This is a genomic window from Mycobacterium sp. Marseille-P9652 (genome assembly GCF_902652685.1).
GTDB lineage: Bacteria > Actinomycetota > Actinomycetes > Mycobacteriales > Mycobacteriaceae > Mycobacterium.
Map to the genome: position 1 here is coordinate 65,787 of NZ_CACRUY010000018.1, position 21,967 is coordinate 87,753.

Annotated in this window: 23 protein-coding genes; 15 read left to right on the plus strand and 8 right to left on the minus strand. The window is 68.1% G+C overall.

The genetic code is table 11. The annotated features are described in order from the left end of the window. Positions 1-50: 50 nt before the first annotated feature. Positions 51-956 carry an SDR family oxidoreductase gene (locus GPY60_RS12325; protein WP_156687956.1) on the minus strand — a complete coding sequence of 302 codons (906 nt, stop codon included), beginning with the start codon at positions 954-956 and terminating at the stop codon, positions 51-53. Positions 957-971: 15 nt separating this feature from the next. After that, positions 972-1,769 carry an SDR family oxidoreductase gene (locus tag GPY60_RS12330; RefSeq protein ID WP_156687957.1) on the minus strand — a complete coding sequence of 266 codons (798 nt, stop codon included), beginning with the start codon at positions 1,767-1,769 and terminating at the stop codon, positions 972-974. 63 nt (positions 1,770-1,832) lie between these two features. Here GPY60_RS12330 and echA20 point away from each other — a divergent pair, with 63 nt between their 5' ends. The 7 genes from echA20 (at position 1,833) to GPY60_RS12365 (ending at position 7,105) form a co-directional block, all read left to right on the plus strand. After that, entirely contained in the window at positions 1,833-2,591 is a 759-nt protein-coding gene (echA20, locus tag GPY60_RS12335; RefSeq protein ID WP_156687958.1) for a (7aS)-7a-methyl-1,5-dioxo-2,3,5,6,7,7a-hexahydro-1H-indene-carboxyl-CoA hydrolase, read from the plus strand. Further along, entirely contained in the window at positions 2,588-3,472 is an 885-nt protein-coding gene (gene ipdA / locus GPY60_RS12340) for a cholesterol ring-cleaving hydrolase subunit IpdA (RefSeq protein WP_156687959.1), read from the plus strand. Before echA20 ends, ipdA begins: the two co-directional genes overlap by 4 nt. Beyond that, the gene (ipdB, locus tag GPY60_RS12345) at positions 3,469-4,209 is read left to right on the plus strand and encodes a cholesterol ring-cleaving hydrolase subunit IpdB (protein ID WP_156687960.1); all 741 of its coding nucleotides are present in this window, start codon (positions 3,469-3,471) and stop codon (positions 4,207-4,209) included. Before ipdA ends, ipdB begins: the two co-directional genes overlap by 4 nt. Next, on the plus strand, positions 4,209-5,276 hold the full coding sequence (ipdC, locus tag GPY60_RS12350; protein WP_156687961.1) for a (3aS,4S,5R,7aS)-5-hydroxy-7a-methyl-1-oxo-octahydro-1H-indene-4-carboxyl-CoA dehydrogenase: 1,068 nt from the start codon (positions 4,209-4,211) through the stop codon (positions 5,274-5,276). The genes ipdB and ipdC overlap by 1 nt, the downstream gene beginning before the upstream one ends. A 153-nt stretch (positions 5,277-5,429) precedes the next feature. Beyond that, positions 5,430-5,666: a hypothetical protein gene (locus tag GPY60_RS12355; RefSeq protein WP_156687962.1), complete on the plus strand. Its 237-nt coding sequence runs from the start codon at positions 5,430-5,432 to the stop codon at positions 5,664-5,666. A gap of 54 nt (positions 5,667-5,720) precedes the next feature. Beyond that, positions 5,721-6,368: a SatD family protein gene (locus GPY60_RS12360; protein ID WP_156687963.1), complete on the plus strand. Its 648-nt coding sequence runs from the start codon at positions 5,721-5,723 to the stop codon at positions 6,366-6,368. Next, on the plus strand, positions 6,365-7,105 hold the full coding sequence (locus tag GPY60_RS12365; protein WP_156687964.1) for a hypothetical protein: 741 nt from the start codon (positions 6,365-6,367) through the stop codon (positions 7,103-7,105). Before GPY60_RS12360 ends, GPY60_RS12365 begins: the two co-directional genes overlap by 4 nt. An 81-nt stretch (positions 7,106-7,186) precedes the next feature. On the opposite strand, the gene fadA6 is transcribed toward GPY60_RS12365, so the two are convergent. Next, positions 7,187-8,347, minus strand: a complete 1,161-nt coding sequence (gene fadA6 / locus GPY60_RS12370; protein WP_156687965.1) for a steroid 3-ketoacyl-CoA thiolase FadA6 — start codon at positions 8,345-8,347, stop codon at positions 7,187-7,189. Positions 8,348-8,350: 3 nt separating this feature from the next. Further along, positions 8,351-8,953, minus strand: a complete 603-nt coding sequence (gene kstR2 / locus GPY60_RS12375; RefSeq protein WP_156687966.1) for a TetR family transcriptional regulator KstR2 — start codon at positions 8,951-8,953, stop codon at positions 8,351-8,353. Positions 8,954-9,169: 216 nt separating this feature from the next. On the opposite strand from kstR2, the gene GPY60_RS12380 reads away from it, so the two are divergent. Further along, positions 9,170-10,819, plus strand: coding sequence for a PPE domain-containing protein (locus tag GPY60_RS12380; protein WP_444850856.1), 1,650 nt, complete (start codon positions 9,170-9,172; stop codon positions 10,817-10,819). Between the two features lie 2 nt (positions 10,820-10,821). Here GPY60_RS12380 and ipdF read toward each other — a convergent pair whose 3' ends face one another. Together ipdF and ipdE1 are read right to left on the minus strand one after the other, a co-directional pair. After that, positions 10,822-11,610: a (5R,7aS)-5-hydroxy-7a-methyl-1-oxo-2,3,5,6,7,7a-hexahydro-1H-indene-carboxyl-CoA reductase gene (gene ipdF / locus GPY60_RS12385; protein WP_156687967.1), complete on the minus strand. Its 789-nt coding sequence runs from the start codon at positions 11,608-11,610 to the stop codon at positions 10,822-10,824. Next, a complete protein-coding gene (gene ipdE1 / locus GPY60_RS12390) occupies positions 11,607-12,755 on the minus strand; it encodes an acyl-CoA dehydrogenase IpdE1 (protein WP_156687968.1) in 1,149 nt (382 codons plus the stop codon). Before ipdE1 ends, ipdF begins: the two co-directional genes overlap by 4 nt. 78 nt (positions 12,756-12,833) lie before the next feature. Between ipdE1 and fadD3 the strand changes: the two genes are divergently transcribed. The 5 genes from fadD3 to GPY60_RS12415 are packed head-to-tail and all read left to right on the plus strand — an operon-like array spanning position 12,834 to position 18,542. Then, a complete protein-coding gene (gene fadD3, locus GPY60_RS12395) occupies positions 12,834-14,354 on the plus strand; it encodes a 3-((3aS,4S,7aS)-7a-methyl-1,5-dioxo-octahydro-1H-inden-4-yl)propanoate--CoA ligase FadD3 (RefSeq protein ID WP_156687969.1) in 1,521 nt (506 codons plus the stop codon). Beyond that, the gene (locus GPY60_RS12400; protein WP_156687970.1) at positions 14,354-15,487 is read left to right on the plus strand and encodes an acyl-CoA dehydrogenase family protein; all 1,134 of its coding nucleotides are present in this window, start codon (positions 14,354-14,356) and stop codon (positions 15,485-15,487) included. Before fadD3 ends, GPY60_RS12400 begins: the two co-directional genes overlap by 1 nt. Positions 15,488-15,490: 3 nt before the next feature. Next, on the plus strand, positions 15,491-16,426 hold the full coding sequence (locus GPY60_RS12405; RefSeq protein WP_156687971.1) for an acyl-CoA dehydrogenase family protein: 936 nt from the start codon (positions 15,491-15,493) through the stop codon (positions 16,424-16,426). A 5-nt stretch (positions 16,427-16,431) separates the two neighbouring features. Next, complete coding sequence (ipdE2, locus tag GPY60_RS12410) at positions 16,432-17,379, plus strand: acyl-CoA dehydrogenase IpdE2 (protein ID WP_156687972.1); 948 nt, start codon at positions 16,432-16,434, stop codon at positions 17,377-17,379. Then, positions 17,376-18,542, plus strand: coding sequence for a pyridoxal phosphate-dependent aminotransferase (locus tag GPY60_RS12415; protein ID WP_156687973.1), 1,167 nt, complete (start codon positions 17,376-17,378; stop codon positions 18,540-18,542). The genes ipdE2 and GPY60_RS12415 overlap by 4 nt, the downstream gene beginning before the upstream one ends. Here GPY60_RS12415 and GPY60_RS12420 read toward each other — a convergent pair. Further along, positions 18,539-19,369, minus strand: a complete 831-nt coding sequence (locus GPY60_RS12420; protein ID WP_156687974.1) for an arylamine N-acetyltransferase family protein — start codon at positions 19,367-19,369, stop codon at positions 18,539-18,541. The genes GPY60_RS12415 and GPY60_RS12420 overlap by 4 nt on opposite strands. 92 nt (positions 19,370-19,461) lie before the next feature. Between GPY60_RS12420 and GPY60_RS12425 the strand changes: the two genes are divergently transcribed. Further along, the gene (locus GPY60_RS12425) at positions 19,462-20,073 is read left to right on the plus strand and encodes a mycothiol-dependent nitroreductase Rv2466c family protein (protein WP_156687975.1); all 612 of its coding nucleotides are present in this window, start codon (positions 19,462-19,464) and stop codon (positions 20,071-20,073) included. 170 nt (positions 20,074-20,243) lie between these two features. On the opposite strand, the gene GPY60_RS12430 is transcribed toward GPY60_RS12425, so the two are convergent. Further along, positions 20,244-20,528 carry a hypothetical protein gene (locus GPY60_RS12430; protein ID WP_156687976.1) on the minus strand — a complete coding sequence of 95 codons (285 nt, stop codon included), beginning with the start codon at positions 20,526-20,528 and terminating at the stop codon, positions 20,244-20,246. A 217-nt stretch (positions 20,529-20,745) separates the two neighbouring features. Here GPY60_RS12430 and GPY60_RS12435 point away from each other — a divergent pair. Next, the coding region (locus GPY60_RS12435; RefSeq protein WP_156687977.1) for a serine/threonine-protein kinase at positions 20,746-21,967 on the plus strand (1,222 nt) is incomplete at its 3' end.

Consider the following 21,967-nt stretch of genomic DNA (forward strand, 5'->3'; position numbering starts at 1 on the left):
AATCGGCGAAAATCTCGCCGTGAGTGCACGTTCGGCGCGCTCGGCGCGCGCTACGTCCCGTAGACCGGCACCGGCGTTCGCGCCTTGGCCAGCAGGTCGGCGACAACGGGCCCGAGCTCGGCAGGATCCCACTTCGCGCCCTTGTCGATCTGCGGGCCGTGCGCCCACCCCTCGGCGACGGTGATCTTGCCCCCCTCGACCTCGAACACCTTCCCGGTGACGTCGCGGGACTCCGCGCTGCCCAGCCAAACCACAAGCGGCGCAATGTTCTCGGGTGCCATCGCGTCGAAATCCTGGTCCTGTGTGGCCATCATCTCGGCGAAGACGGTTTCGGTCATGCGGGTGCGGGCGGACGGCGCGATCGCGTTGACGGTGACACCGTAGCGGCCCATCTCGGCCGCGCCGACGAGGGTGAGGGCCGCGATGCCGGCCTTCGCCGCGCTGTAGTTCCCCTGCCCGACGCTGCCCTGCAGCCCCGCACCCGAGCTCGTGTTGATGATGCGCGCGTCAACGCCTTTGCCCGCTTTGGACAGGCCGCGCCAATAGGAGGCGGCGTGCCGCATCGTCGCGAAATGACCCTTGAGGTGGACGGCGATCACGGCGTCGAACTCGTCTTCGCTGGTGTTGGCGATCATCCGGTCCCGAACGATGCCGGCGTTGTTCACCAGGACGTCGAGGCCGCCGAAGGTGTCGACCGCCGCCTGGATGAGGGCGGCGGCCTGATCCCAGTCCGCGACGTTGGAGCCGTTGGCCACGGCTTCCCCTCCCGCCGAGGTGATCTCGTCGACCACGCTCTGGGCGGCGCTGCCGCCGCCGGCCGGCGATCCGTCGAGGCCCACACCGATGTCGTTGACCACCACCCGCGCACCCTCGGCCGCGAAGGCCAGCGCGTGCTCGCGGCCGATACCGCCCCCGGCTCCGGTGACGATGACGACGCGGCCGTCAACCACTCCCATAGTCGTTGTCTCCTTCTACTTGATCGCGCTCGCGTTGGTGGTCGCCAGATAGTGCGGCGGCTCCCCGCCGCCGTGCACCTCCAGTGCAGCTCCGCTGATGTAGGACGCCGCGTCGGAAGCCAAAAATGCTGCGGCCCAACCGACGTCGTCGGGCCGGGCCAGCCGGCCGAGCGGCACGTTCTTCGAGATCGCGGCGATCGACTCGGCGTCACCGTAGAACAGCTCGGACTGCTCGGTCTCGACCATCCCGACCACGCACGCGTTCACCCGCACCTTCGGCCCCCACTCGACGGCGAGCGTCTGGGTGAGGCTCTCCAGGCCCGCCTTGGCGGCGCCGTACGCGGCCGTCCCCGGCGAGGGCCGTCGACCGCTCAGGCTGCAGATGTTGACGATCGACCCGCCGCCCGGCTGGTCTTGCATCTTCTCGTTCGCGTATTGCGAAACCCACAGCCCGCCAATGAGGTTCAGCTCGATGATCTTGCGGTTGAACCGGGCGCTCGACTCGGCGGTCAGCACGTAGGGCGAACCCCCGGCGTTGTTGACGACCACGTCCAGTCGGCCGTGCCGGTCGACGATCTCCTGGATCATGCTCTCGACGGCCTCGTCGTCGCGGATGTCGCAGGAGTGAAACTCGTAGGGAAGTCCGTCGACGGCCCGTCGCGCGCAGGTGATCACCGTCGCGCCCTGCCGGTGGAACACCGAGCTGATGCCCGCCCCCACGCCACGCACACCGCCGGTGACCAGAACCACCCGTCCGGCCAGCCCGAGGTTGATGCCTTCCGAAAGGGGCGAGCCTGCTTCGGCGGGAGTCACTGTGCTAGCGTACCAAGCAAGTGCTTGCTTAGGTAGTTACAGCCCCCACGAGGAAGTGGCACCGTGCCCATCACCACCACCACCACCGAACCGGGCATCGTCGCGGTCACCGTCGACTACCCACCCGTCAACGCCATCCCGTCCCGCGGATGGTTCGAGCTGGCCGACGCGATCACCGCCGCCGGCGCCAATCCCGATACGCACGCGGTGATCCTGCGCGCCGAGGGGCGTGGCTTCAACGCCGGTGTGGACATCAAGGAGATGCAGCGCACCGAGGGATTCACCGCGCTGATCGACGCCAACCGCGGCTGCTTCGCCGCGTTCCGTGCGGTCTACGAGTGCGCGGTGCCGGTGATCGCGGCGGTGAACGGGTTCTGCGTTGGCGGGGGTATCGGCCTGGTCGGCAATGCGGACGTCATCGTGGCCTCGGACGACGCGACCTTCGGACTGCCGGAGGTGGAGCGCGGTGCTCTCGGCGCGGCAACCCACCTGTCCCGCCTGGTGCCGCAGCACATGATGCGGCGGCTGTTCTTCACCGCCGCCACCGTGGACGCAGCCACCCTGCACCACTTCGGTTCCGTGCACGAGGTCGTGCCGCGTGATCAGTTGGATGAGGCGGCGCTGCGGGTCGCCCGCGACATCGCCGCCAAGGACACCCGCGTCATCCGCGCCGCCAAGGAAGCGCTCAACCTCATCGACGTGCAACGCGTCAACTCGAGTTACCGCATGGAACAAGGCTTCACGTTCGAACTCAACCTCGCCGGCGTGGCCGACGAGCACCGCGACGCGTTCGCCGGTACGGCGAAGGGTAAGGGCGAGTGACCGACAAGCGGACGACGCTCGACGATGCCGTCGCCGAGGTGCGCAGCGGCATGACAATCGGCATCGGCGGCTGGGGCTCGCGACGCAAGCCCATGGCCTTCGTGCGCGCCCTGCTGCGCACGGACGTCACCGACCTGACGGTGATCACGTACGGCGGCCCCGACCTCGGGTTGCTGTGTTCCGCGGGCAAAGTCAAGCGCGCCTACTACGGATTCGTGTCCCTGGACTCCCCGCCCTTCTATGACCCATGGTTCGCGAAGGCGCGCACCGGCGGCACGATCGAGGCGCGTGAGATGGACGAGGGCATGCTGCGGTGCGGGCTGCAGGCCGCCGCGCAACGCCTGCCGTTCCTGCCCATCCGCGCCGGCCTCGGTAGCTCCGTGCCCGACTTCTGGGAGGGCGAACTGCAGACGGTCACGAGCCCGTACCAGGCGCCGGGCGGCGGGCACGAGACCCTGCTCGCCATGCCGGCGCTGCGCCTCGATGCCGCCTTCGTTCACCTCAATCTCGGTGACACTCAGGGGAACGCGGCGTACACCGGCATCGACCCCTACTTCGACGACCTCTTCCTGATGGCCGCCGAGAAGCGCTACCTGTCGGTGGAGCGGGTCGTGTCGACCCAGGAACTGGTCAAGGCGGTCCCCCCGCAGGCCCTGCTGGTCAACCGGATGATGGTCGACGGGGTGGTCGAGGCGCCGGGCGGCGCCCACTTCACCACCGCCGCGCCCGATTACGGCCGCGACGAAAAGTTCCAGCGGCACTACGCCGAGGCCGCGTCCACCGACGAGGGCTGGCAGAAGTTCGTCGACACCTATCTTTCGGGGGGCGAAGACGACTATCAGGCGGCCGTACGCGCGTTCGCACAGGAGGCGGCCAAATGAGCACCCGGGCCGAGGTCTGCGCGATCGCCTGCGCCGAGTTGTTCAGGGAGGCCGGCGAAATCATGGTCAGCCCGATGACCAACATGGCGTCGGTGGGCGCGCGACTGGCCCGCCTGACCTTCTCCCCCGACATCCTGCTGACCGACGGCGAGGCGCAATTGCTTGCGGAGACACCGGCACTGGGTGCGACGGGCGCGGTCGAGGGCTGGATGCCGTTTGGCCGGGTGTTCGAGACACTGGCCTGGGGACGGCGGCATGTGGTGATGGGCGCCAATCAGGTCGACCGCTTCGGCAACCAGAACATCTCCGCGTTCGGCCCGTTGCAGCGGCCGACCCGGCAGATGTTCGGTCTGCGTGGCGCACCCGGGAACGCCATCAACCACGCGACCAGCTACTGGGTCGGCAACCACTCGAAGCGCGTGTTCTGCGACGCCGTCGACGTCGTCTGCGGAATCGGCTGGGACAAGATCGATCCGAAGAACCCGGCCTTCCGGTTCGCCAACCCCTACCGGGTGGTGTCCAACCTGGGCGTCTTCGACTTCGGCGGCCCCGCCCACACCATGCGGGCGGTCTCGCTGCACCCCGGCGTGTCGCCGGGCGACGTCCGCGACAACACGTCGTTCGAGGTGCATGGCCTCGACGAGGCTGACGAAACCCGGCTGCCGACCGATGACGAGTTGCGCTTGATCCGCGAGGTCATTGACCCGAAGTCACTGCGCGACAGGGAAATCCGCTGATGAAACTACGCACGCCGCTGACCGAGTTGGTCGGTGTCGAGCACCCGGTGGTGCAGACCGGGATGGGCTGGGTGGCGGGAGCCCGGCTCGTGTCCGCCACGGCGAATGCCGGCGGCCTCGGCATCCTGGCCTCTGCCACGATGACGCTGGACGAACTGGCGACGGCGATCAAGAAGGTGAAGGCCGCCACCGACAAGCCGTTCGGCGTGAACATCCGCGCCGACGCCGCCGACGCCGGCGACCGCGTCGAGTTGATGATCGCCGAGGGCGTCAAGGTGGCGTCGTTCGCGCTGGCTCCCAAGCAGGAACTGATCGCGCGGCTGAAAGACGCCGGGGCGGTGGTGATTCCGTCGATCGGAGCGGCAAAGCACGCGCGCAAGGTCGCGAGCTGGGGCGCCGACGCGATGATCGTCCAGGGCGGCGAGGGCGGCGGCCACACCGGGCCCGTGGCCACGACGCTTCTTCTGCCGTCCGTCCTGGACGCCGTCAAGGGCACCGGGATTCCGGTGATCGCCGCGGGCGGGTTCTTCGACGGGCGCGGGCTCGCGGCGGCCCTGTCCTACGGCGCCGCCGGCGTCGCGATGGGCACGCGATTCCTCCTGACGTCGGATTCGACCGTTCCGGACGCGGTCAAGCGGCGGTACCTCGAAGCGGCGCTGGACGGCACGGTGGTCACCACCCGCGTCGATGGCATGCCGCACCGCGTGCTGCGCACCGGACTGGTCGAGAAACTCGAAAGCGGCTCGCCAGTAAGGGGTTTGGCCGCCGCTGTCCGTAATGCGGCGAAGTTCAAGCAGATGTCCCAAATGACCTGGCGGTCGATGATCACCGACGGCCTGGCGATGCGCCACGGCAAGGACCTCACCTGGTCGCAGGTGGTGATGGCGGCGAACACCCCGATGCTGCTGAAGGCCGGCCTGGTCGAGGGCAACACCGAGGCCGGGGTGCTGGCCTCGGGGCAGGTGGCCGGAATCCTCGACGACCTGCCTTCGTGCGCGGAACTGATTGAGTCGATCGTGCGCGACGCGATCGAGCATTTGCGCGCCGCGTCGGCGCTGGTGGAGTAGGCGCGACCCAAACGCCCCCATGGGGATCGCATGTGACTGATCCGTTCCCCGATCGTTAGTCAACATCGCCTCATCCGTGGCTGTACTTTTGCGGCCGCTTCCTATCGTTGAGGAGATGACAAACTTGGCGTCGATGGCACTGAGCGAGGTGACATGACTATCGCAACTCCCGCGCATCTCGAAGACGAACTGCCGTTACGACAGGAGGAGGCACGCCACGAGATTTCCGTGGCCGCAAGGGCCCTCGGGGCCCGGGCTCTACCGATCGAAGAACGCCCGCGCTGGCAGGTGGGCGAAGACGACATCGTGGTGGTCTCGAACTGGGTGATACTCGGAGCCCTGGTCGCCATCATCGTCGTGGCCGCTGCCGCCATCCTGACAATGGGCTAGGCGAAAAATTTAGCTGTAATCTAAACTAACCTGAAATTAAGCTATAGTCTTCATATGCAGAAAGTGAAGTCCACAGCTTCACTGCGCGCGGCCCTGCTCGGCGACGTGGTGGGATCGCGGCGCGCCCGCGACCGGTCGGCGCTGCACCGATCGGTCAAGCAAGCCCTGCAGGAAGTCGCAGACGGCGCGATCGACCGCCCCGCCTTCACCGTCGGCGACGAGTTCCAGGGCAGTTACCCCACCGTGGGCGCCGCGATCGACGCCGCCCTCGCGGTGCGCCTGGCCCTGTCCCCCGAGATCGACGTGCGTTTCGGCATCGGCTGGGGCGAGGCAACGGTTCTCGACGCTGACAGCGGGATACAGGACGGCCCCGCCTGGTGGGCGGCGCGAGACGCCATCACCCATACCGCCGACGTGCAGCGGCAGCCTGGCTTCGCCCTGGTAAGAACCACCTTTCGGGCACCCGAAGGCGCCGGCCGTGACGTCGCCGCGGTCAACGCGGCCCTGATTTGTCGGGACCATCTGCTTGGATCGCTCGATGAAAGATCATTGCGGATTTTGAGGGGCTTGATGAACGGGCAAACCAAGAAGGACCTCGCCGCGGCGGAGGGAATCACCGCCTCGGCGGTGTCCCAACGGGCAAGCCGCGACGGTTTGGATCTGATTGTCCTTGCTTCGCAATACCTTCGGGGCGTCACATGAGCGCCGTCGCCGTCCTGCTCATCGCCGCCGGTATCGCCGACGTCTGCCGGCGGCTTTTCAGATCCGTGTGGTTGCCATTGGCTGCCTGCCCCCTTGTGGTGGCGGGTTGTGCGGCTTTGTGCGGGCTGTGGCACGCGCGCGACATCGCCCCACTGGTGATCGCCGCCCTCGCGTCCGTCGCGTGGGAGGTGCTGTGCGTGCGCAGCGAGCGCACCGGCCGACACCAGCGGAGCCCCCTCGCCGTCATGATGGTCGCGCTCGTAGCGCTGATCATGCTGTCCGGGCTGGGTTCTCACGCGGGAGGGGCGGCCTGGCGCTGGGTGCACTGGGTGGCCCTGCCGTTGGGCGCCGTCACACCAACCCGACTGCTGATGGTCGTCGGCGTGGTGCTACTCCAACTGGCGACCGGCAACCAGTTGATTCGCCTGGTCCTCGGCGCCGTCGGGGCGGTGCGGCCCGCGGGTCAGCCGCAGCCTTCGGACAAACTGAAGGGCGGTCGGCTGCTGGGCCCGATGGAGCGCCTGCTGATCCTGAGCCTCGGTTTGGGTGGTCAGGTGGGGGCGGCTGGGGCGGTGGTCGCGGCCAAGGGGCTCATCCGGTTTCCGGAACTCAGCGCTCAGAAAGGGCGCAACGGCGAGGTCGGCATCGACGCGGTGACCGAATACTTCTTGGTGGGCAGCTTCGCCAGTTGGTTGCTGGCCCTTGGTGGCATCGCGCTGATCTTGGCCACTCGCTGAGACGCTCTCGCCCACTGTGCACTTCGCGACGCGACATGCCGTCGCGGAATGCACACTCGGCGGAGAGGCCGGGAGGAAGGTCTACAGCCGCTCGATGATCGTGACGTTGGCGGTGCCTCCGCCCTCGCACATCGTCTGCAGGCCGTAGCGCCCGCCGGTGCGTTCGAGCTCGTTGAGCATCGTGGCGAACAGTTTGGCGCCGGTGGCCCCGAGCGGGTGACCGAGCGCGATCGCCCCGCCGTTCGGGTTCACCTTCTCCGGGTCGGCCTTGATCTCCTTGAGCCAGGCCAGAACAACGGGAGCGAATGCCTCGTTGATCTCCACGGTGTCGATGTCGTCGATGGAAAGCCCGGCCTTGTCCAGCGCGTAGCGGGTGGCGGGGATCGGACCGGTCAGCATGAACACCGGGTCGGCGGCGCGCGCGCTGATGTGGTGGATGCGCGCGCGAGGCGTCAATCCGTGGTCCTTGACCGCCTGTTCGGACGCCAGCAGCACCGCGCTGGCGCCGTCGGAGATCTGGCTGGCCATCGCCGCGGTCAGCCGGCCGCCTTCGACCAGCGTCTTCAAGCCGGCCATCTTCTCCAGCGACGACTCGCGCGGGCCCTCGTCGACCCGGAACGGTCCGGATTCCGTTTCCACGGTGATGATTTCGTTGTCGAAGTGCCCGCCGCGGATCGCCGCGAACGCGCGCTCGTGGCTGGTCAGCGCGTAGCGCTCCATTTCTTCGCGCGACAGGTTCCACTTCTCGGCAATCAGCTCGGAGCCGCGGAACTGGGAGATTTCCTGATCGCCGTACCGGTGCATCCACTGCTTGGACTCGTTGGTCGGTGAGGTGAACCCGAACTGTTCACCGACGGTCATGGCCGACGAGATCGGGATCTGGCTCATGTTCTGCATACCGCCGGCGACGATGAGGTCGGCCGTGCCCGCCATAATCGCCTGGGCGCCAAAGGAGATGGCTTGCTGACTGGATCCGCACTGCCGGTCGACGGTGACGCCGGGAACCTCTTCGGGGTAACCGGCGGCCAGCCACGACAGGCGCGCGATGTTCCCCGCCTGTGCGCCGATCGCGTCGACGCATCCCGCGATCACATCGTCGACGGCGGCGGGGTCCACGTCGACCCGGTCCAGAAGTCCGCGCCACCCGAGCGCGCCCAGGTCGACGGGATGCACCCCGGCCAGTGCGCCATTGCGCTTGCCGACCGCGGTGCGCACGGCGTCGATGACGTAGGCGTCGGCCATGATTCAGACTCCTTCTTTGGTGATCCCGCCCAGGACGATGGCGAGATATTGCTGACCCACTTGCTCGGCGGTGAGCGGTCCGCCGGGTTGGTACCAGCGCACCGACACCCAGGTGGTGTCTCGAATGAAACGGTAGACGAGGTCGACATTGAGGTCGGGCCGGAAGAAGCCTTCGTCGATGCCCTGATTGATCACCTCTACCCACATCTTGCGTTGTTGACGGTTCATGTCCTCGATGTAGGAGAACCGCGGCTGGGTGGAGAGCCGCTGAGCCTCGTCTTGATAGATCACGACCTGCGAATGCCGGTGCTCGATTGCCTCGAACGACGCCATGAACAATCCCTTGAGGCGTTCCAGCGGATTGGCCTTCGTATCCATGATCTGGCCGTAGCGGGTGAACAGCCAGTCCAGGAAGCCGCGCAGCACCTCGTCCACCATCTCCTCCTTGGAGGCGAAATGGTGATAGAGGCTGCCGGAGAGGATGCCGGCGCTGTCGGCGATGTCCCGCACGGTGGTGGCGCGCAGTCCGCGTTCGGCGAACATCGCGGCGGCGAGTTCCAGTAGCTCGTCTCGCCGGCTGTTTGCCGGACCGGGCGCACGGTCCACCCGATCAGGGTAGCAACCAAGCGCTTGCTCGGCTAGCGGCGGCTGCTTGTTGACTCTCCGCTGGTGGCCACATTCCTGATCATTCGATCACCCCTTCCCGCGGGGCGACAGCGCGTGAAATCGACTCGGTCCAATTTGTTGAAAAACGCCCGTTTTCACTTACCTCGGCTTACCGTCCCTCCTTGTCCGATCCAATCAGGCCGAAAAGGACGGTTTCTGATGAGTTTCATGGCGCTACCCCCGGAGATCAATTCGCTGCTGATGTATTCCGGCGCGGGTTCGGCGCCGATGTTGGATGCGGCGGCGGCGTGGGAGGGCTTGGCCTCCGAACTGGGGTCGGCTGCTTCGTCGTTCAGCGCGGTCACCTCCGGGCTGGTCGGCCAGGCCTGGCAGGGCCCGGCCTCCCAAGCGATGGCCGCCGCGGCCACCCCCTACGCCGGCTGGCTCAACCAGGCCGCCGCCCAGGCGGCGGGCGCGGCCGGGCAAGCCCGCGCGGTGGCCAGTGCGTTCGAAGGCGCGCTGGCAGCCACCGTGCATCCCCTGTGGGTCGACCTCAACCGCAACTCGCTGGTGCAGGCGGTGATGTCGAACTGGTTCGGACTCAATGCCCCGGCCATCGCCGAGATCGAGGCCGACTACGAGGCCATGTGGGCCCAAGACGTCGCGGCGATGTCTGGCTACTACTCGGGCGCCTCGGCCGCGGCCGCCGGGTTGACCCCCGCCGCCGGCCTGCAAGACATCCTTGCGGGCCTGCCCAACCTGGGGATCGGCAACAAGGCAGGTACGACCGGCAATATCGGCAATGGCAACAACGGCAGTAGCAACATCGGCAACGGCAACACAGGCAACGGCAACTTCGGCGGCGGGAATGCCGGCAACGGCAACATCGGAAGCGGAAACAGGGGCGCCCGCAACTTCGGCTTCGGGAACGTCGGCAACGACAACATCGGTCTCGGCAACAGGGGCAATCCCTTGACGAGTACCAACCCGGGCGCAAACTTCGGGATAGGTAACTTCGGGAACGGCAACTTCGGCATCGGAAACACGGGCGTCGAAAACGTGGGGGCCGGTAACACCGGCAACGGCAACGTCGGCTTTGGTCTCACCGGAGACAAGTTGGTCGGTATCGGCGGGGCGTATTTCGACTCGAACACCCGTCAGTTCGTTTTCAACGGTCTGAACTCGGGCACCGGCAATATCGGCTTCGGGAACTCCGGTACTGGCAACATCGGCTTCTTCAACTCGGGCGACGGCAATGTCGGGATCTTCAGTTCAGGCGCCAACCTTTTTACTGCTGACCTGGGTAAGCTCCAAAGCTTTGGCATCGGCAACACCGGCTTCGGCAACATCGGCTTCGGAAACTCCGGGCTCGGCAACTTCGGATTCGGCAACGGGGGCTCGCTGAACACGGGCTTCGGGGACGCGGGCTCGGGGAACACCGGCTACGGCAACGCGGGCTCCTTCAACACCGGCAACGAGAACTCGGGCAACGTGAACACGTTCGACGGGAACTCGGGCAGCGTGAACACGGGCTTCTGGAATTCAGGGAACGACAACAACGGCTTTGGGATCAACACCAACAGCGGCGCTACGAGTTCCGGCTTCAATAACACCGGCATCAATATCTCGGGCTTCAACAACACGGCCACCGGTCCCGGGGCGACCAGAATCTCCGGGTTCTTCAATAGCGCCAGCGGCGGTTCACTTCTGAACGGCAACATCTCGGGCTTGCTCAACACTGGCATCACGGGTCCATTTCAAGGAAACCCGAGCGGTGTCCTGAGCGGCGACGACTCGGGCCTGTTAAACGCAGGCACCGGGTTGGCCGGCTTCTTCAGCATCGTCCAGCTGTTGAGGAACCTATAGCCTCACGGGTGCTGGTTGGAGACCGAAATCACCTCTCCGGTAAGGTAACTCGAGTAGTCGCTGGCCAAAAACGCGATGGTGGACGCGATTTCCCAGGGCTCGGCGGCGCGGCCGAATGCCTCGCGGGCCGACAGCTCGTCGAGCAGCTCCGACGACGTGGTCTTGTCCAGGAACTTGTGCCGGGCGATGCTCGGCGACACGGCGTTGATTCGGACGCCGTACTCCGCGGCCTCTATTGCGCTGCAACGGGTCAACGCCATGACGCCGGCCTTGGCCGCGGCGTAGTGCGCCTGCGAGTGCTGTGCGCGCCAGCCCAGCACGCTCGCGTTGTTGACGATGACGCCACCGTGCGATGCTTCGCGAAAGTAGCGCAGGGCCGCGCGGGTGGCGCGGAACACCGACGTAAGGGTGACGTCGAGGACGCGGTCCCACTCGTCGTCGGTCATGTCGGCCACCGGGGTCTGGCCTCCCAGGCCGGCGTTGTTGACCAGGACGTCGATGCGGCCCAAACGCGCTGTGGCGGAATCGATGAGGGCGTCGACCTGGGCGGTGGACGTCACGTCGCACAGCGCCTTTTCGACTCGGCCCAGCCCCAGCGCCGACAGCTGATCGGCCGTCTCGCCCAGCCGCCGCTCGTGGTGGTCGGAGATCAGCACGTCGGCGCCCTCGGCGAGGGCACGCCGGGCGGTGGCCGAACCGATGCCGGTGCCCGCGGCGGCGGTGACGATCACCACCTTGCCTTGCAGAAGGCCGTGTCCATCAACCTCTTTCGGCGCGACGGACAAACTCATGCTTTAACCTCTCGGGGCAGGCCGAGCACCCGCTCGGCGATGATGTTGCGCTGAATCTCGTTGGAGCCGCCGTAGATGGTGTCGGCGCGGGTGAACAGGAACAGCCGCTGCCAGTCGTCGAGTTCACCCTCGGACAGCGTCATCGAGGGCCTGCCGATCACGTCCATCGCCAACTCACCGAGATCGCGATGCCAGTTGGCCCACAACAACTTCGACACGCTGTCCTGGCCGGGCTGCTCGACGTCCATGGTCGCCAACGCATACGAACGCATCGCCCGCAGGCCAGTCCAGGCCCTGGTCAGCCGCTGCCGGATGATCGGGTCGTCGGCGGCCCCGGTGCGCCGCGCCAGCTCGGCCAGGTTGGAAAGCTCTCGCGCGTAGACGATCTGCTGTCCCAGCGTGGAGACGCCGCGCTCGAACGTCAGCGTTCCCATCGCGACGCGCCAACCGTCACCCGGCTGCCCGACGACCATGCCCGCCTCGGTGCGGGCGTCGTCGAAGAACACCTCGTTGAACTCCGACGTGCCGGTGATCTGGACGATGGGGCGAACCTGGACACCCGGCTGGTCGAGCGGCACCAGGAGATACGAGAGGCCGGCATGCCGCTTGGAGCCCTTCTCGGTGCGTGCCACCACAAAGCACCACTGCGACAAGTGGGCCAGCGACGTCCAAACCTTCTGGCCGTTGATCACCCATCCGTCTCCGACGAGCTCGGCGGTGGTCGACACGTTCGCCAGGTCGCTGCCGGCGCCGGGCTCCGAATACCCCTGGCACCACAACTCGGTGACGTCGAGGATGCGCGGCAGGAAGCGCTGTTGCTGCTCCGGGGTCCCGAACGCGATCAGGGTCGGTCCCACCAGTTCCTCGCCGAAATGGTTGACCTTCACCGGCGCGTCGGCGCGCGCGTACTCCTCGTAGAACGCCACCCGGTGCGCCGTCGGCAATCCGCGGCCGCCGTGCTCGACCGGCCAGCCCAGGCAGGTCAGCCCCGCCGCGGCGAGGTGCTGGTTCCACGCCCGCCGCTCCTCGAAGGCCTCGTGCTCGCGCCCGGGGCCGCCGAGCCCCCTGAGCTTGGCGAAGTCCCCGACGAGATTGTCGGCGAGCCACTCTCGGACCTCGGCCCGGAACTCCTCGACGTCCTGCATGCCTTGTAGGCTAACCTACCAAGCACTTGCTTTGTTAGGCCGCCGGCGCTGGCGCACGCGCCGCTTGAAGGAGCATCGATGACCGCCGATCCCCGCACCGTGCCCGCGGCGCTGGATCGGTTCGCGCGTCAACTGCCCGACCACCCCGCCCTGGTCACCGCGGAGCGGACGTTCACGGCCGCGTCCCTGCGCGACGAGGTTCACCGGGCGGCGGCGGCGCTGATCACGCTGGGCGTTCGGCCCCGGGACCGCGTCGCCATCTGGTCCCCGAACACCTGGCACTGGGTGGTGGCCTGCCTGGCGATCCACCACGCCGGCGCGGCGATGGTGCCGCTGAACACCCGCTACACCGCCGAGGAGGCCTTCGACATCCTGGCCCGCACCGGCGCGCCGGTGTTGTTCGCCGCGGGCCGGTTCCTGGGCGCCGACCGGGCGGCCGACCTCGACCGCGGCGCGCTCCCGGCGCTGCGGCACATCGTGCGCATCCCGATCGAGGCGGACGACGGCACGTGGGACGACTTCATGTCACAAGCCGCGGGTCTCGACGAGGTCCGCATCCGCGCCGCCGCGGTCACCCCCGACGACGTGAGCGACATCCTGTTCACCTCCGGCACCACCGGTCGCAGCAAAGGCGTGTTGTGCGCGCACCGCCAGTCGCTCTCGGCGTCGGCCTCGTGGGCCGCCAACGGCAAGATCACCAGCGACGACCGCTATCTTTGCATTAACCCGTTCTTCCACAACTTCGGGTACAAGGCGGGCATCCTGGCCTGCCTGCAGACGGGGGCGACGCTGATCCCGCACCTGACCTTCGACCCGGTAAGGGCGCTGGAAGCCATTGAGCAGCACCGCATCACGGTGCTGCCCGGACCGCCCACCATCTACCAGACGCTGCTCGACCACCCGGCCCGCGAGGATCACGACCTGAGCTCGCTGCGGTTCGCGGTGACCGGCGCCGCCACCGTCCCGGTCGTGCTGGTGGAACGCATGCAATCCGAACTCGACATCGACATCGTGCTGACCGCCTACGGGCTGACCGAGGCCAACGGCATGGGCACGATGTGCCGGCCGGAGGACGACGCGGTGACGGTCGCGACCACCTGCGGGCGCCCGTTCGCCGACTTCGAACTGCGGATCGCGGACACCGGCGAGGTCCTGCTGCGCGGCCCGAACGTCATGCTGGGCTACCTCGACGACCCGGAAGCGACGGCGGCCGCCATCGACCCCGAGGGCTGGCTGCACACCGGCGATATCGGCGCCGTCGACGACGCCGGCAACCTGCGCATCACCGACCGGCTCAAGGACATGTACATCTGCGGCGGATTCAACGTCTACCCCGCCGAGGTCGAACAGGTGCTGGCCAGGATGGAGGGAGTCGCCGACACCGCGGTGATCGGCGTGCCCGACGAGCGACTGGGTGAGGTGGGCCGCGCGTTCGTGGTGCGGCGCCCGGGCGCCGATCTCGACGAGCAATCGGTGATCGCTTACAGCCGTGAGCATTTGGCGAACTTCAAGGCGCCCCGGTCGGTGCGCTTCGTCGAGTCGCTGCCACGCAACCCCGGTGGCAAGGTGCTCAAGACAGAATTGCGGGAGCTTGCCTGATGGACCTCGACTTCGACGACGACACCCTCGCCTTCCGGGCCGAAGTGCGGGACTTCCTCGCGGCCAACGGCGAGGCGATCCCCACCAAGTCCTATGACAACGCGGAAGGCTTTGCCCAGCACCGTCATTGGGACCGTGTGCTGTTCGACGCCGGCCTCTCGGTGATCACCTGGCCCAAGCAGTACGGCGGCCGCGACGCCCCCCTGCTGCACTGGATCGTGTTCGAGGAGGAGTACTTCCGCGCCGGGGCACCCGGCCGCGCGAGCGCCAACGGCACGTCGATGCTCGCGCCGACGCTGTTCGCGCACGGCACCCAGGAACAATTGGATCGCATCCTGCCGAAAATGGCCAGCGGGGAGCAGATCTGGGCCCAGGCATGGTCCGAGCCCGAATCGGGGAGCGACCTGGCGTCGCTGAGGTCGACCGCCACCAAGACCGACGGCGGCTGGCTGCTGAACGGTCAAAAGATCTGGAGCTCGCGGGCACCGTTCGCCGACATGGGCTTTGGGCTGTTCCGCTCCGACCCCAGCGCCGAGCGCCATCACGGCCTGACCTATCTGATGTTCGACCTCAAGGCTCAGGGCGTCACGGTCCGCCCGATCGTCCAGCTCGGCGGCGACACCGGCTTCGGCGAGATCTTCCTCGACGACGTGTTCGTGCCGGACGCGGACGTGATCGGCAGCCCCAACGACGGCTGGCGGGCCGCCATGAGCACGTCGAGCAACGAACGCGGCATGTCGTTGCGCAGCCCGGCGCGGTTCCTGGCGACCGCCGAGCGGTTGGTAGAGCTCTGGCGGGACCGCGGCTCCCCCGCCGCCTTCGCCGACCGCGTCGCCGACGGCTGGATCAAGGCACAGGCCTACCGCCTGCAGACCTTCGGTACCGTCACCCGGTTGGCGGCCGGAGGCGAACTGGGCGCGGAGTCGTCGGTGACGAAGGTGTTCTGGTCGGACCTCGACGTGGAACTGCACCAGACCGCCCTCGACCTGCTCGCCGCCGACGGCGAGGTCGCCGGCGGATGGGCCGAGGGCCTGCTGTTCGCCCTCGGCGGCCCGATCTACGCCGGCACCAACGAGATTCAGCGCAACATCATTTCGGAACGGCTGCTGGGCCTGCCCCGAGAGAAGAAGTGACCAGTGGAATTCGAACTAGACGAGCAACAGCGCGACTTCGCGGCCAGCATTGACGCCGCGCTCGGCGCCGCCGACCTGCCCGGCACGGTGCGAGCCTGGTCGGCGGGCGACGTCGCGCCCGGCCTGAAGGTGTGGGAACAGCTGGCCAACCTCGGTGTCACCGCGCTGGCCGTGCCGGAGAAGTTCGAGGGCATCGAGGCACACCCGGTCGACCTCGTCGTCGCGTTGGAACGCCTGGGGCGCTGGTGCGTTCCCGGCCCGGTCGCCGAATCGATCGCCGTCGCGCCGATTCTGTTGGCGCACGACGAGCGCTGCGCGGGCCTGGCCTCGGGGGAGCTCCTCGCCACGGTCGCGCATCCTCCGCTTGTCCCGCGCGCCGTCGATGCCGACACCGCGGGACTCGTGTTGCTGGCCACCGATAACGGCGTCAGCGAAGCCGAGGCGGGCGAGCGGCACGACTCGGTCGACCCTAGCCGCCGCCTCTACGACGTGGCCGCGGCCGGCGAGCCCTGGCAGGCGGACGTCAACCGCGCCTTCCGATTTGGCGCGCTGGCCACCGCGGCACAGCTCGTCGGCGCCGCCGAGGCACTGCTGGGCGCCGCCGTGGACTACGCGAAGCAACGCTCCCAGTTCGGCCGGATCATCGGCTCGTACCAGGCCATCAAGCACAAGCTCGCCGACGTGCACATCGCGGTCGAGATGGCGCGGCCGCTGCTCTACGGCGCCGCGCTGTCGGTGGAGCAGCGGGACGTGAGCGCGGCCAAGGCGGCCGCCTCCGACGCCGCCCTCGCGGCGGCACGCGCGGCGCTGCAGACCCACGGCGCCATCGGGTTCACCCAGGAGCACGACCTGTCTCTGTGGCTGCTGCGGGTGCAGGCGTTGCGCTCGGCCTGGGGCACGCCCGAGGAACACCGGCGGCGAGTGCTGGAGGCGCTATGAGCATCATGAACGAAGAACGGGAGATGCTGCGTGACACCGTGGCTGCCCTGGTCACCAAGCACGCGACCTCGGGCGCGGTGCGCGTTGCCATGGAATCCGACCGCGGCTACGACGAGTCGCTGTGGCGGCTGCTGTGCGAGCAGGTGGGCGCCGCCGCGCTGGTGATACCCGAGGAGCTGGGCGGAGCGGGCGGCGAACTAGCCGATGCCGCAACGGTTCTGCAGGAGCTCGGCCGCGCCCTGGTGCCCTCCCCGCTGTTGGGCACCACGCTGGCGGAAGTGGCGTTGCTCTCGGCTCCCGAGCCGGACGCCGAGACGCTGGCGGGCCTGGCCGAGGGCGGCCTGATCGGCGCGCTGGTGCTCGATCCCGACCACGTGGTCAACGGCGACATCGCCGACGTCGTCGTCGCCGCGGACGCCGGGCGGCTCAGCCGGTGGACCCGATTCAGCGCCGAGCCCGTCGCCACCATGGACCCCACCCGCCGGCTGGCCCGAGTGCGCCCCGAGGAGACGCAAGACCTGGGCACCGACCCGGGACTCGGCGACATCGCCGCCGTGCTGCTCGCGGCCGAGCAGATCGGCGCCGCCGAGCGTTGCCTGGAACTCACCGTCGAATACACCAAGAGCCGGGTGCAATTCGGGCGTCCGATCGGCAGCTTCCAGGCGCTCAAGCACCGGATGGCCGACCTGTACGTCGCCGTGGCCGCCGCCAAGGCCGTCGTGGCCGACGCGTGCGGCGACCCGACGGCCACCAACGCCGCGACGGCGCGCCTCGCGGCCACCGAGGCGCTGCAGGTCGTCGCCGCCGAAGGCATCCAGCTGCACGGCGGCATCGCCATCACGTGGGAACACGACATGCACCTGTACTTCAAGCGCGCGCACGGCAGCGCGCACCTCCTGGCCGCGCCGAACGAACTGCTCCGCCAACTGGAAACCGAAGTGCTGCAAGCGTGAACGATCACGTCGCCCTGCGCGCCGGCATCCCGCCCTTCTATGTGATGGATGTCTGGCTGGCGGCCGCGGAACGCCAGCGCAGCCACGGCGACCTGGTCAACCTGTCGGCCGGCCAGCCCAGCGTCGGCGCGCCCGAACCGGTGCGGGCGGCCGCGGCCGCCGCCCTGCACCTCAACGAGTTGGGTTACACCGTCGCACTGGGCATTCCGGAACTGCGCGCGGCCATCGCCGCCGATTACGCACGCAAGCACGGCATCGACGTCGAGCCCGACGCCGTCGTGGTCACCACCGGCTCGTCGGGCGGTTTCCTGCTCGCATTTCTCGCCTGTTTCGACGTCGGCGATCGGGTGGCGCTGGCCAGCCCCGGCTATCCTTGCTACCGAAACATTCTGTCCGCGTTGGGATGTGAGGTGGTCGAGCTTCCCTGCGGACCAGAGACCCGCTTCCAGCCCACCGCGGGCATGCTCGCCGAGCTCGACCCGCCGGTGCGGGGCGTGATCGTCGCCAGCCCGGCGAACCCCACCGGCACGGTCATCCCGCCGGCCGAGCTGGCCGCGATCGCCTCCTGGTGCGAGGAGTCCGGCGTGCGGCTGATCAGCGACGAGGTGTACCACGGCCTGGTCTACCCGGGCGCGCCGCAAACCAGCTGCGCGTGGCAGACATCGCGAGACGCGCTGGTGGTCAACAGCTTTTCCAAGTACTACGCGATGACGGGCTGGCGGTTGGGCTGGCTGCTGGTGCCGCCGGCGCTGCGCCGGGCCGTGGACTGCCTGACCGGAAACTTCACCATCTGCCCGCCGGTGCTGTCTCAGATCGCCGCGGTCGCCGCGTTCACACCCGAGTCGACCGCCGAGGCCGATGGCAATCTGCGGCACTACGCGACCAACCGTGCGCTGCTGCTCGACGGGTTGCGCAGGATCGGGGTCGACCGGTTGGCGCCGACCGACGGCGCGTTCTACGTCTACGCCGACGTGTCGGCCTTCACGGCCGACTCGCTGGGGTTCTGCTCGAAGTTGTTGGCGGACACGGGTGTGGCCATCGCGCCGGGCATCGACTTCGACACCGCCCGGGGAAACACCTTCGTCCGGCTGTCATTCGCGGGCCCGACGAGCGACGTCGAGGAGGCGCTGCGGCGCATGGAACCCTGGCTCGCCGCCCGTTAGCCGCCGAGGACCTTCTCGATGCGGGCCTGCACCGCCGCCCGCCCACCGAGGTCGTCGACGTTGATCCCGAATCTCCCGGCGAGGGTGTCGACGACAGCGGCCGAACCGTCGAGGCGGACCTTCTCGCTCTCCTCGGCGCGGTGGACCACCAGGTCGCGCCCGGCCAGGTTGACCCGCGCGTTGTCGGTCACCAACGCAACCATCAGACCCGTCACGAAGTGCGACGACGGATGAGTGGACACAAACCAGCTACCCATCCGCAGGTCGATTGGTGGCACGCTTCGGGTGGCGAACTCGTAGAGCGGCTGCCATTCGCCGCGGATCATCGCCTGCAGGATAAGGCCGTCCCCGCGATCCATGAGCCGGTACGGCTCGTGCGTCGTCTGCTGCACGCTTCCGGTCTCGAGGCGGAGCGGGGAGGTGGGTGTCTGGCCGCCGAACCCGACGTCGACGAGGTAAGAGCCGTCGGATCCGGGGAACGTCACCGCCAGCACCGTGTGGGTCTGCGCCGGGATGGGCGCGTCGGGCGGACTCCCCCAGACCACCCGGCCGGCCAGCCGGCGCACCCTGAAGCCGAGGTCATCCAGGACGTAACCCATCAAACCGTTGTGCTCGTAGCAGTAGCCGCCGCGGCCGCGGCGCACCAGCTTGTCGGTGAGCGCATCCGGACCCAGGTCGTCGACCGGCACACCCATGACCGGATCGAGGTTCTCGAACGGGATCGATCGCGTGTGCGCGGTGACCAGGTCCTGGAGCACGGCCAGGTTCGGCTCGGCCGCGCCGCGGTAGCCGATGCGTCCGAAATAGCCGTTTAGATCGAGCGTCATGAACCCATTCTGGTGGGAACAACTCGCCGGGCATTGGCGGGCTTATACCCATGGGGGTATCCTGGCGGAGGCGTAACGAGAAAGGAAAGACCATGGCAACCGTCGACCTCTATCTCGACCCGGTGTGCCCGTTCTCCTGGGTCACCTCCCGCTGGCTCCTGGATGCCGCGGACGAGAGGCAGACCCCGGTCACCCTGCGCCAGATGAGCCTGGCCGTGCTCAACGAAGGCAAAGAGCTCGAAGGCAAGCAGAAACGCATGATGGAACGCTCACGGCGGCTGGGACGACTCTTCTCCGCGGTCGTCGACAAGCACGGCCAGGAGGCGTTCGCCCGGCTCTACGACGCGCTCGGTACCCAGATCCACGTGCGCGACGACGAGCTCACCACCGGCGAAGTGCGGGAACTCCTGTCGAAGTGCGGGCTGGAGGGATCACTCTGCGACGCGCTCGAGGACAGCCGTTTCGACGACGAGGTCAGGCGCACCCACGAGGCCGCGCAACAGGCGCTCGGAGGGCCGGCCGGCAGTCCGATCATCGTGATCGACGGACGGGCGTTCCACGGCCCGGTGCTCAACCGGATTCCGACCCATGCGGACGGCGTCCGGCTGCTCGATGCCATCCTCGTCGCCGCGCACACGCCCGAATTCCACACGCTGCAACGGCCCAACCAGGGGCCACCGGTGCTCGAAGAGGCGGCGCGCTGATGTGCCACCCCGTCAGATGCCGCATTTGCGGAAAGACCACGTGGGCCGGTTGCGGCGCCCACATCGAAGAAGTCCGCAAACTTGTCCCCGAATCGCAGTGGTGCCCGGGCCATCCAGCGCAGTCCCGCCGACGCTGGTGGTAGGAGCGGCCGGCGCTCTGTATTTCTCGCTCAGGGCCGCTGCCCCGGTGCCGGCAGTCCGGGCAACCACGCGGAGTGGCCCTGTTGCAGCCCGCGGTCGATCGCCTCGAGCGACGCCGCGCTGTTTGGCAAGGCGGTCTGCTGACAGTCGCAGCTGAGCGTCCCAAAGGGATGGGGCGCGTCGATCGACGGCTCGGACCCCTCCGCGGCGGCCGTTGACGCGGCCGCTACGGCATAGGCGAAAGTTCCTGCGGCGACGAGCATCCTGGCTCGCCACCGGCCCCGCGTCGGCCGTTTCGCAAGCGGGTAGGACATGACGATTCTCCTCTCTCGGCGGTGCAATATGCGAAGTAAACTACATGTATTTTGTTACATGTGTCTCGCTTCGCCGGATATGAATTCGATATGTGCCCGTCTTCCCGGTGCCGCCGAATAGTCGTGGCTTGGTAACGAAGTCCCCGAAAAAGACACCCGGAGGGGCCCGGGCGTTAATCTTGAGCTCTCCGATCACAAGGGAGTCTGAGCGCCACGAATGCCTGAAGAACCGGGGGACGCCGGAGAGCCGGCACCGAGCGGCATCGCCACCGAGCTGGCGGCCGCCGGTTTCGAGGAGGCGCGCCAGGTGGCCCGGGGCGGCGCCGGGGTGATCTATTGCTGCTACGAAACGGCGCTGGGGCGAAACGTCGCGGTCAAGGTGCTGCCGTCACACTTCGATGAGGACAGCCGCGAACGGTTCCTCCGCGAGGGTTACGCGATGGGTGGCCTCTCGGGACACCCCAACATCGTCAACATCCTGCGTGTCGGAGTCACCCCCAGCGGCAAGCCGTACATCGTCATGCCCTATCACTCCGCGGACTCCCTGGCGGTGCGGCTGCGGCGAGAGGGGCCGATCGCATGGCCAGAGGTGCTGCACATCGGCGTAAAGCTCTGCGGCGCTTTGGAAACCGCGCACCGCAGCGGGACTCTGCACCGCGACATCAAGCCCGCCAACATCCTCGTCAACGACTATGGCGAGCCGCAACTGAGCGACTTCGGGATCGCTCATATCGAAGGTGGGTACGAGACGGCGACGGGGTTCTTCTCCGGGACGATCGACTACACCGCGCCCGAGGTGATGACCGGCAACGCCGCGACCGTCGCCGCCGACATGTACTCCCTCGGCGCCACGCTGTACGCGCTCATCGCCGGCAATGCCGCGCACGAACGCAAGAAGGGCGAAGACCTGGTCGCCCAGTACCTGCGGATCAGTACGACGAAGATCCCCGACCTGCGCCCCGAGGGCATCCCGGACGCGGTCTGCTCGGCGATCGAGAAGGCGATGGCGATCGACCCCGCCGAGCGGCCCGCCTCGGCCGAGGAGTTCGGCCGGGAGTTGCAGGCCGCGCAGCGCCGCAACGGCCTCAAGCCGGACGCGATGGCGATCAGTGGGCGCCCCCTGGCCACGCCGACGGACGTGTTCCCGGCGGCCGGCGGCCCGAGCGAGCTGCTGCATTCGGTCACGGCGGAGACGTCGAGCGCCCCCTTGGCCGCGAAAGAGCCCGCCCGGCACGACGGTCCCACCGCCGCCGTCGGTGCGCCGGTCGATCACCCCGACTCGCTGCAAACCGATGCCCTCCTGCCGCCGGGTCCCGCCGAGCGGCAGAAGCTGTCGGAGGTGGGCCATAACGCGGCGACGCAGCCAAACTTCCGGCCCGGGGCGGATGCCGCCGGGTCGCCGTCGGGTTCGAATGGCGGCCCGAGCGTCCCGACGGGGA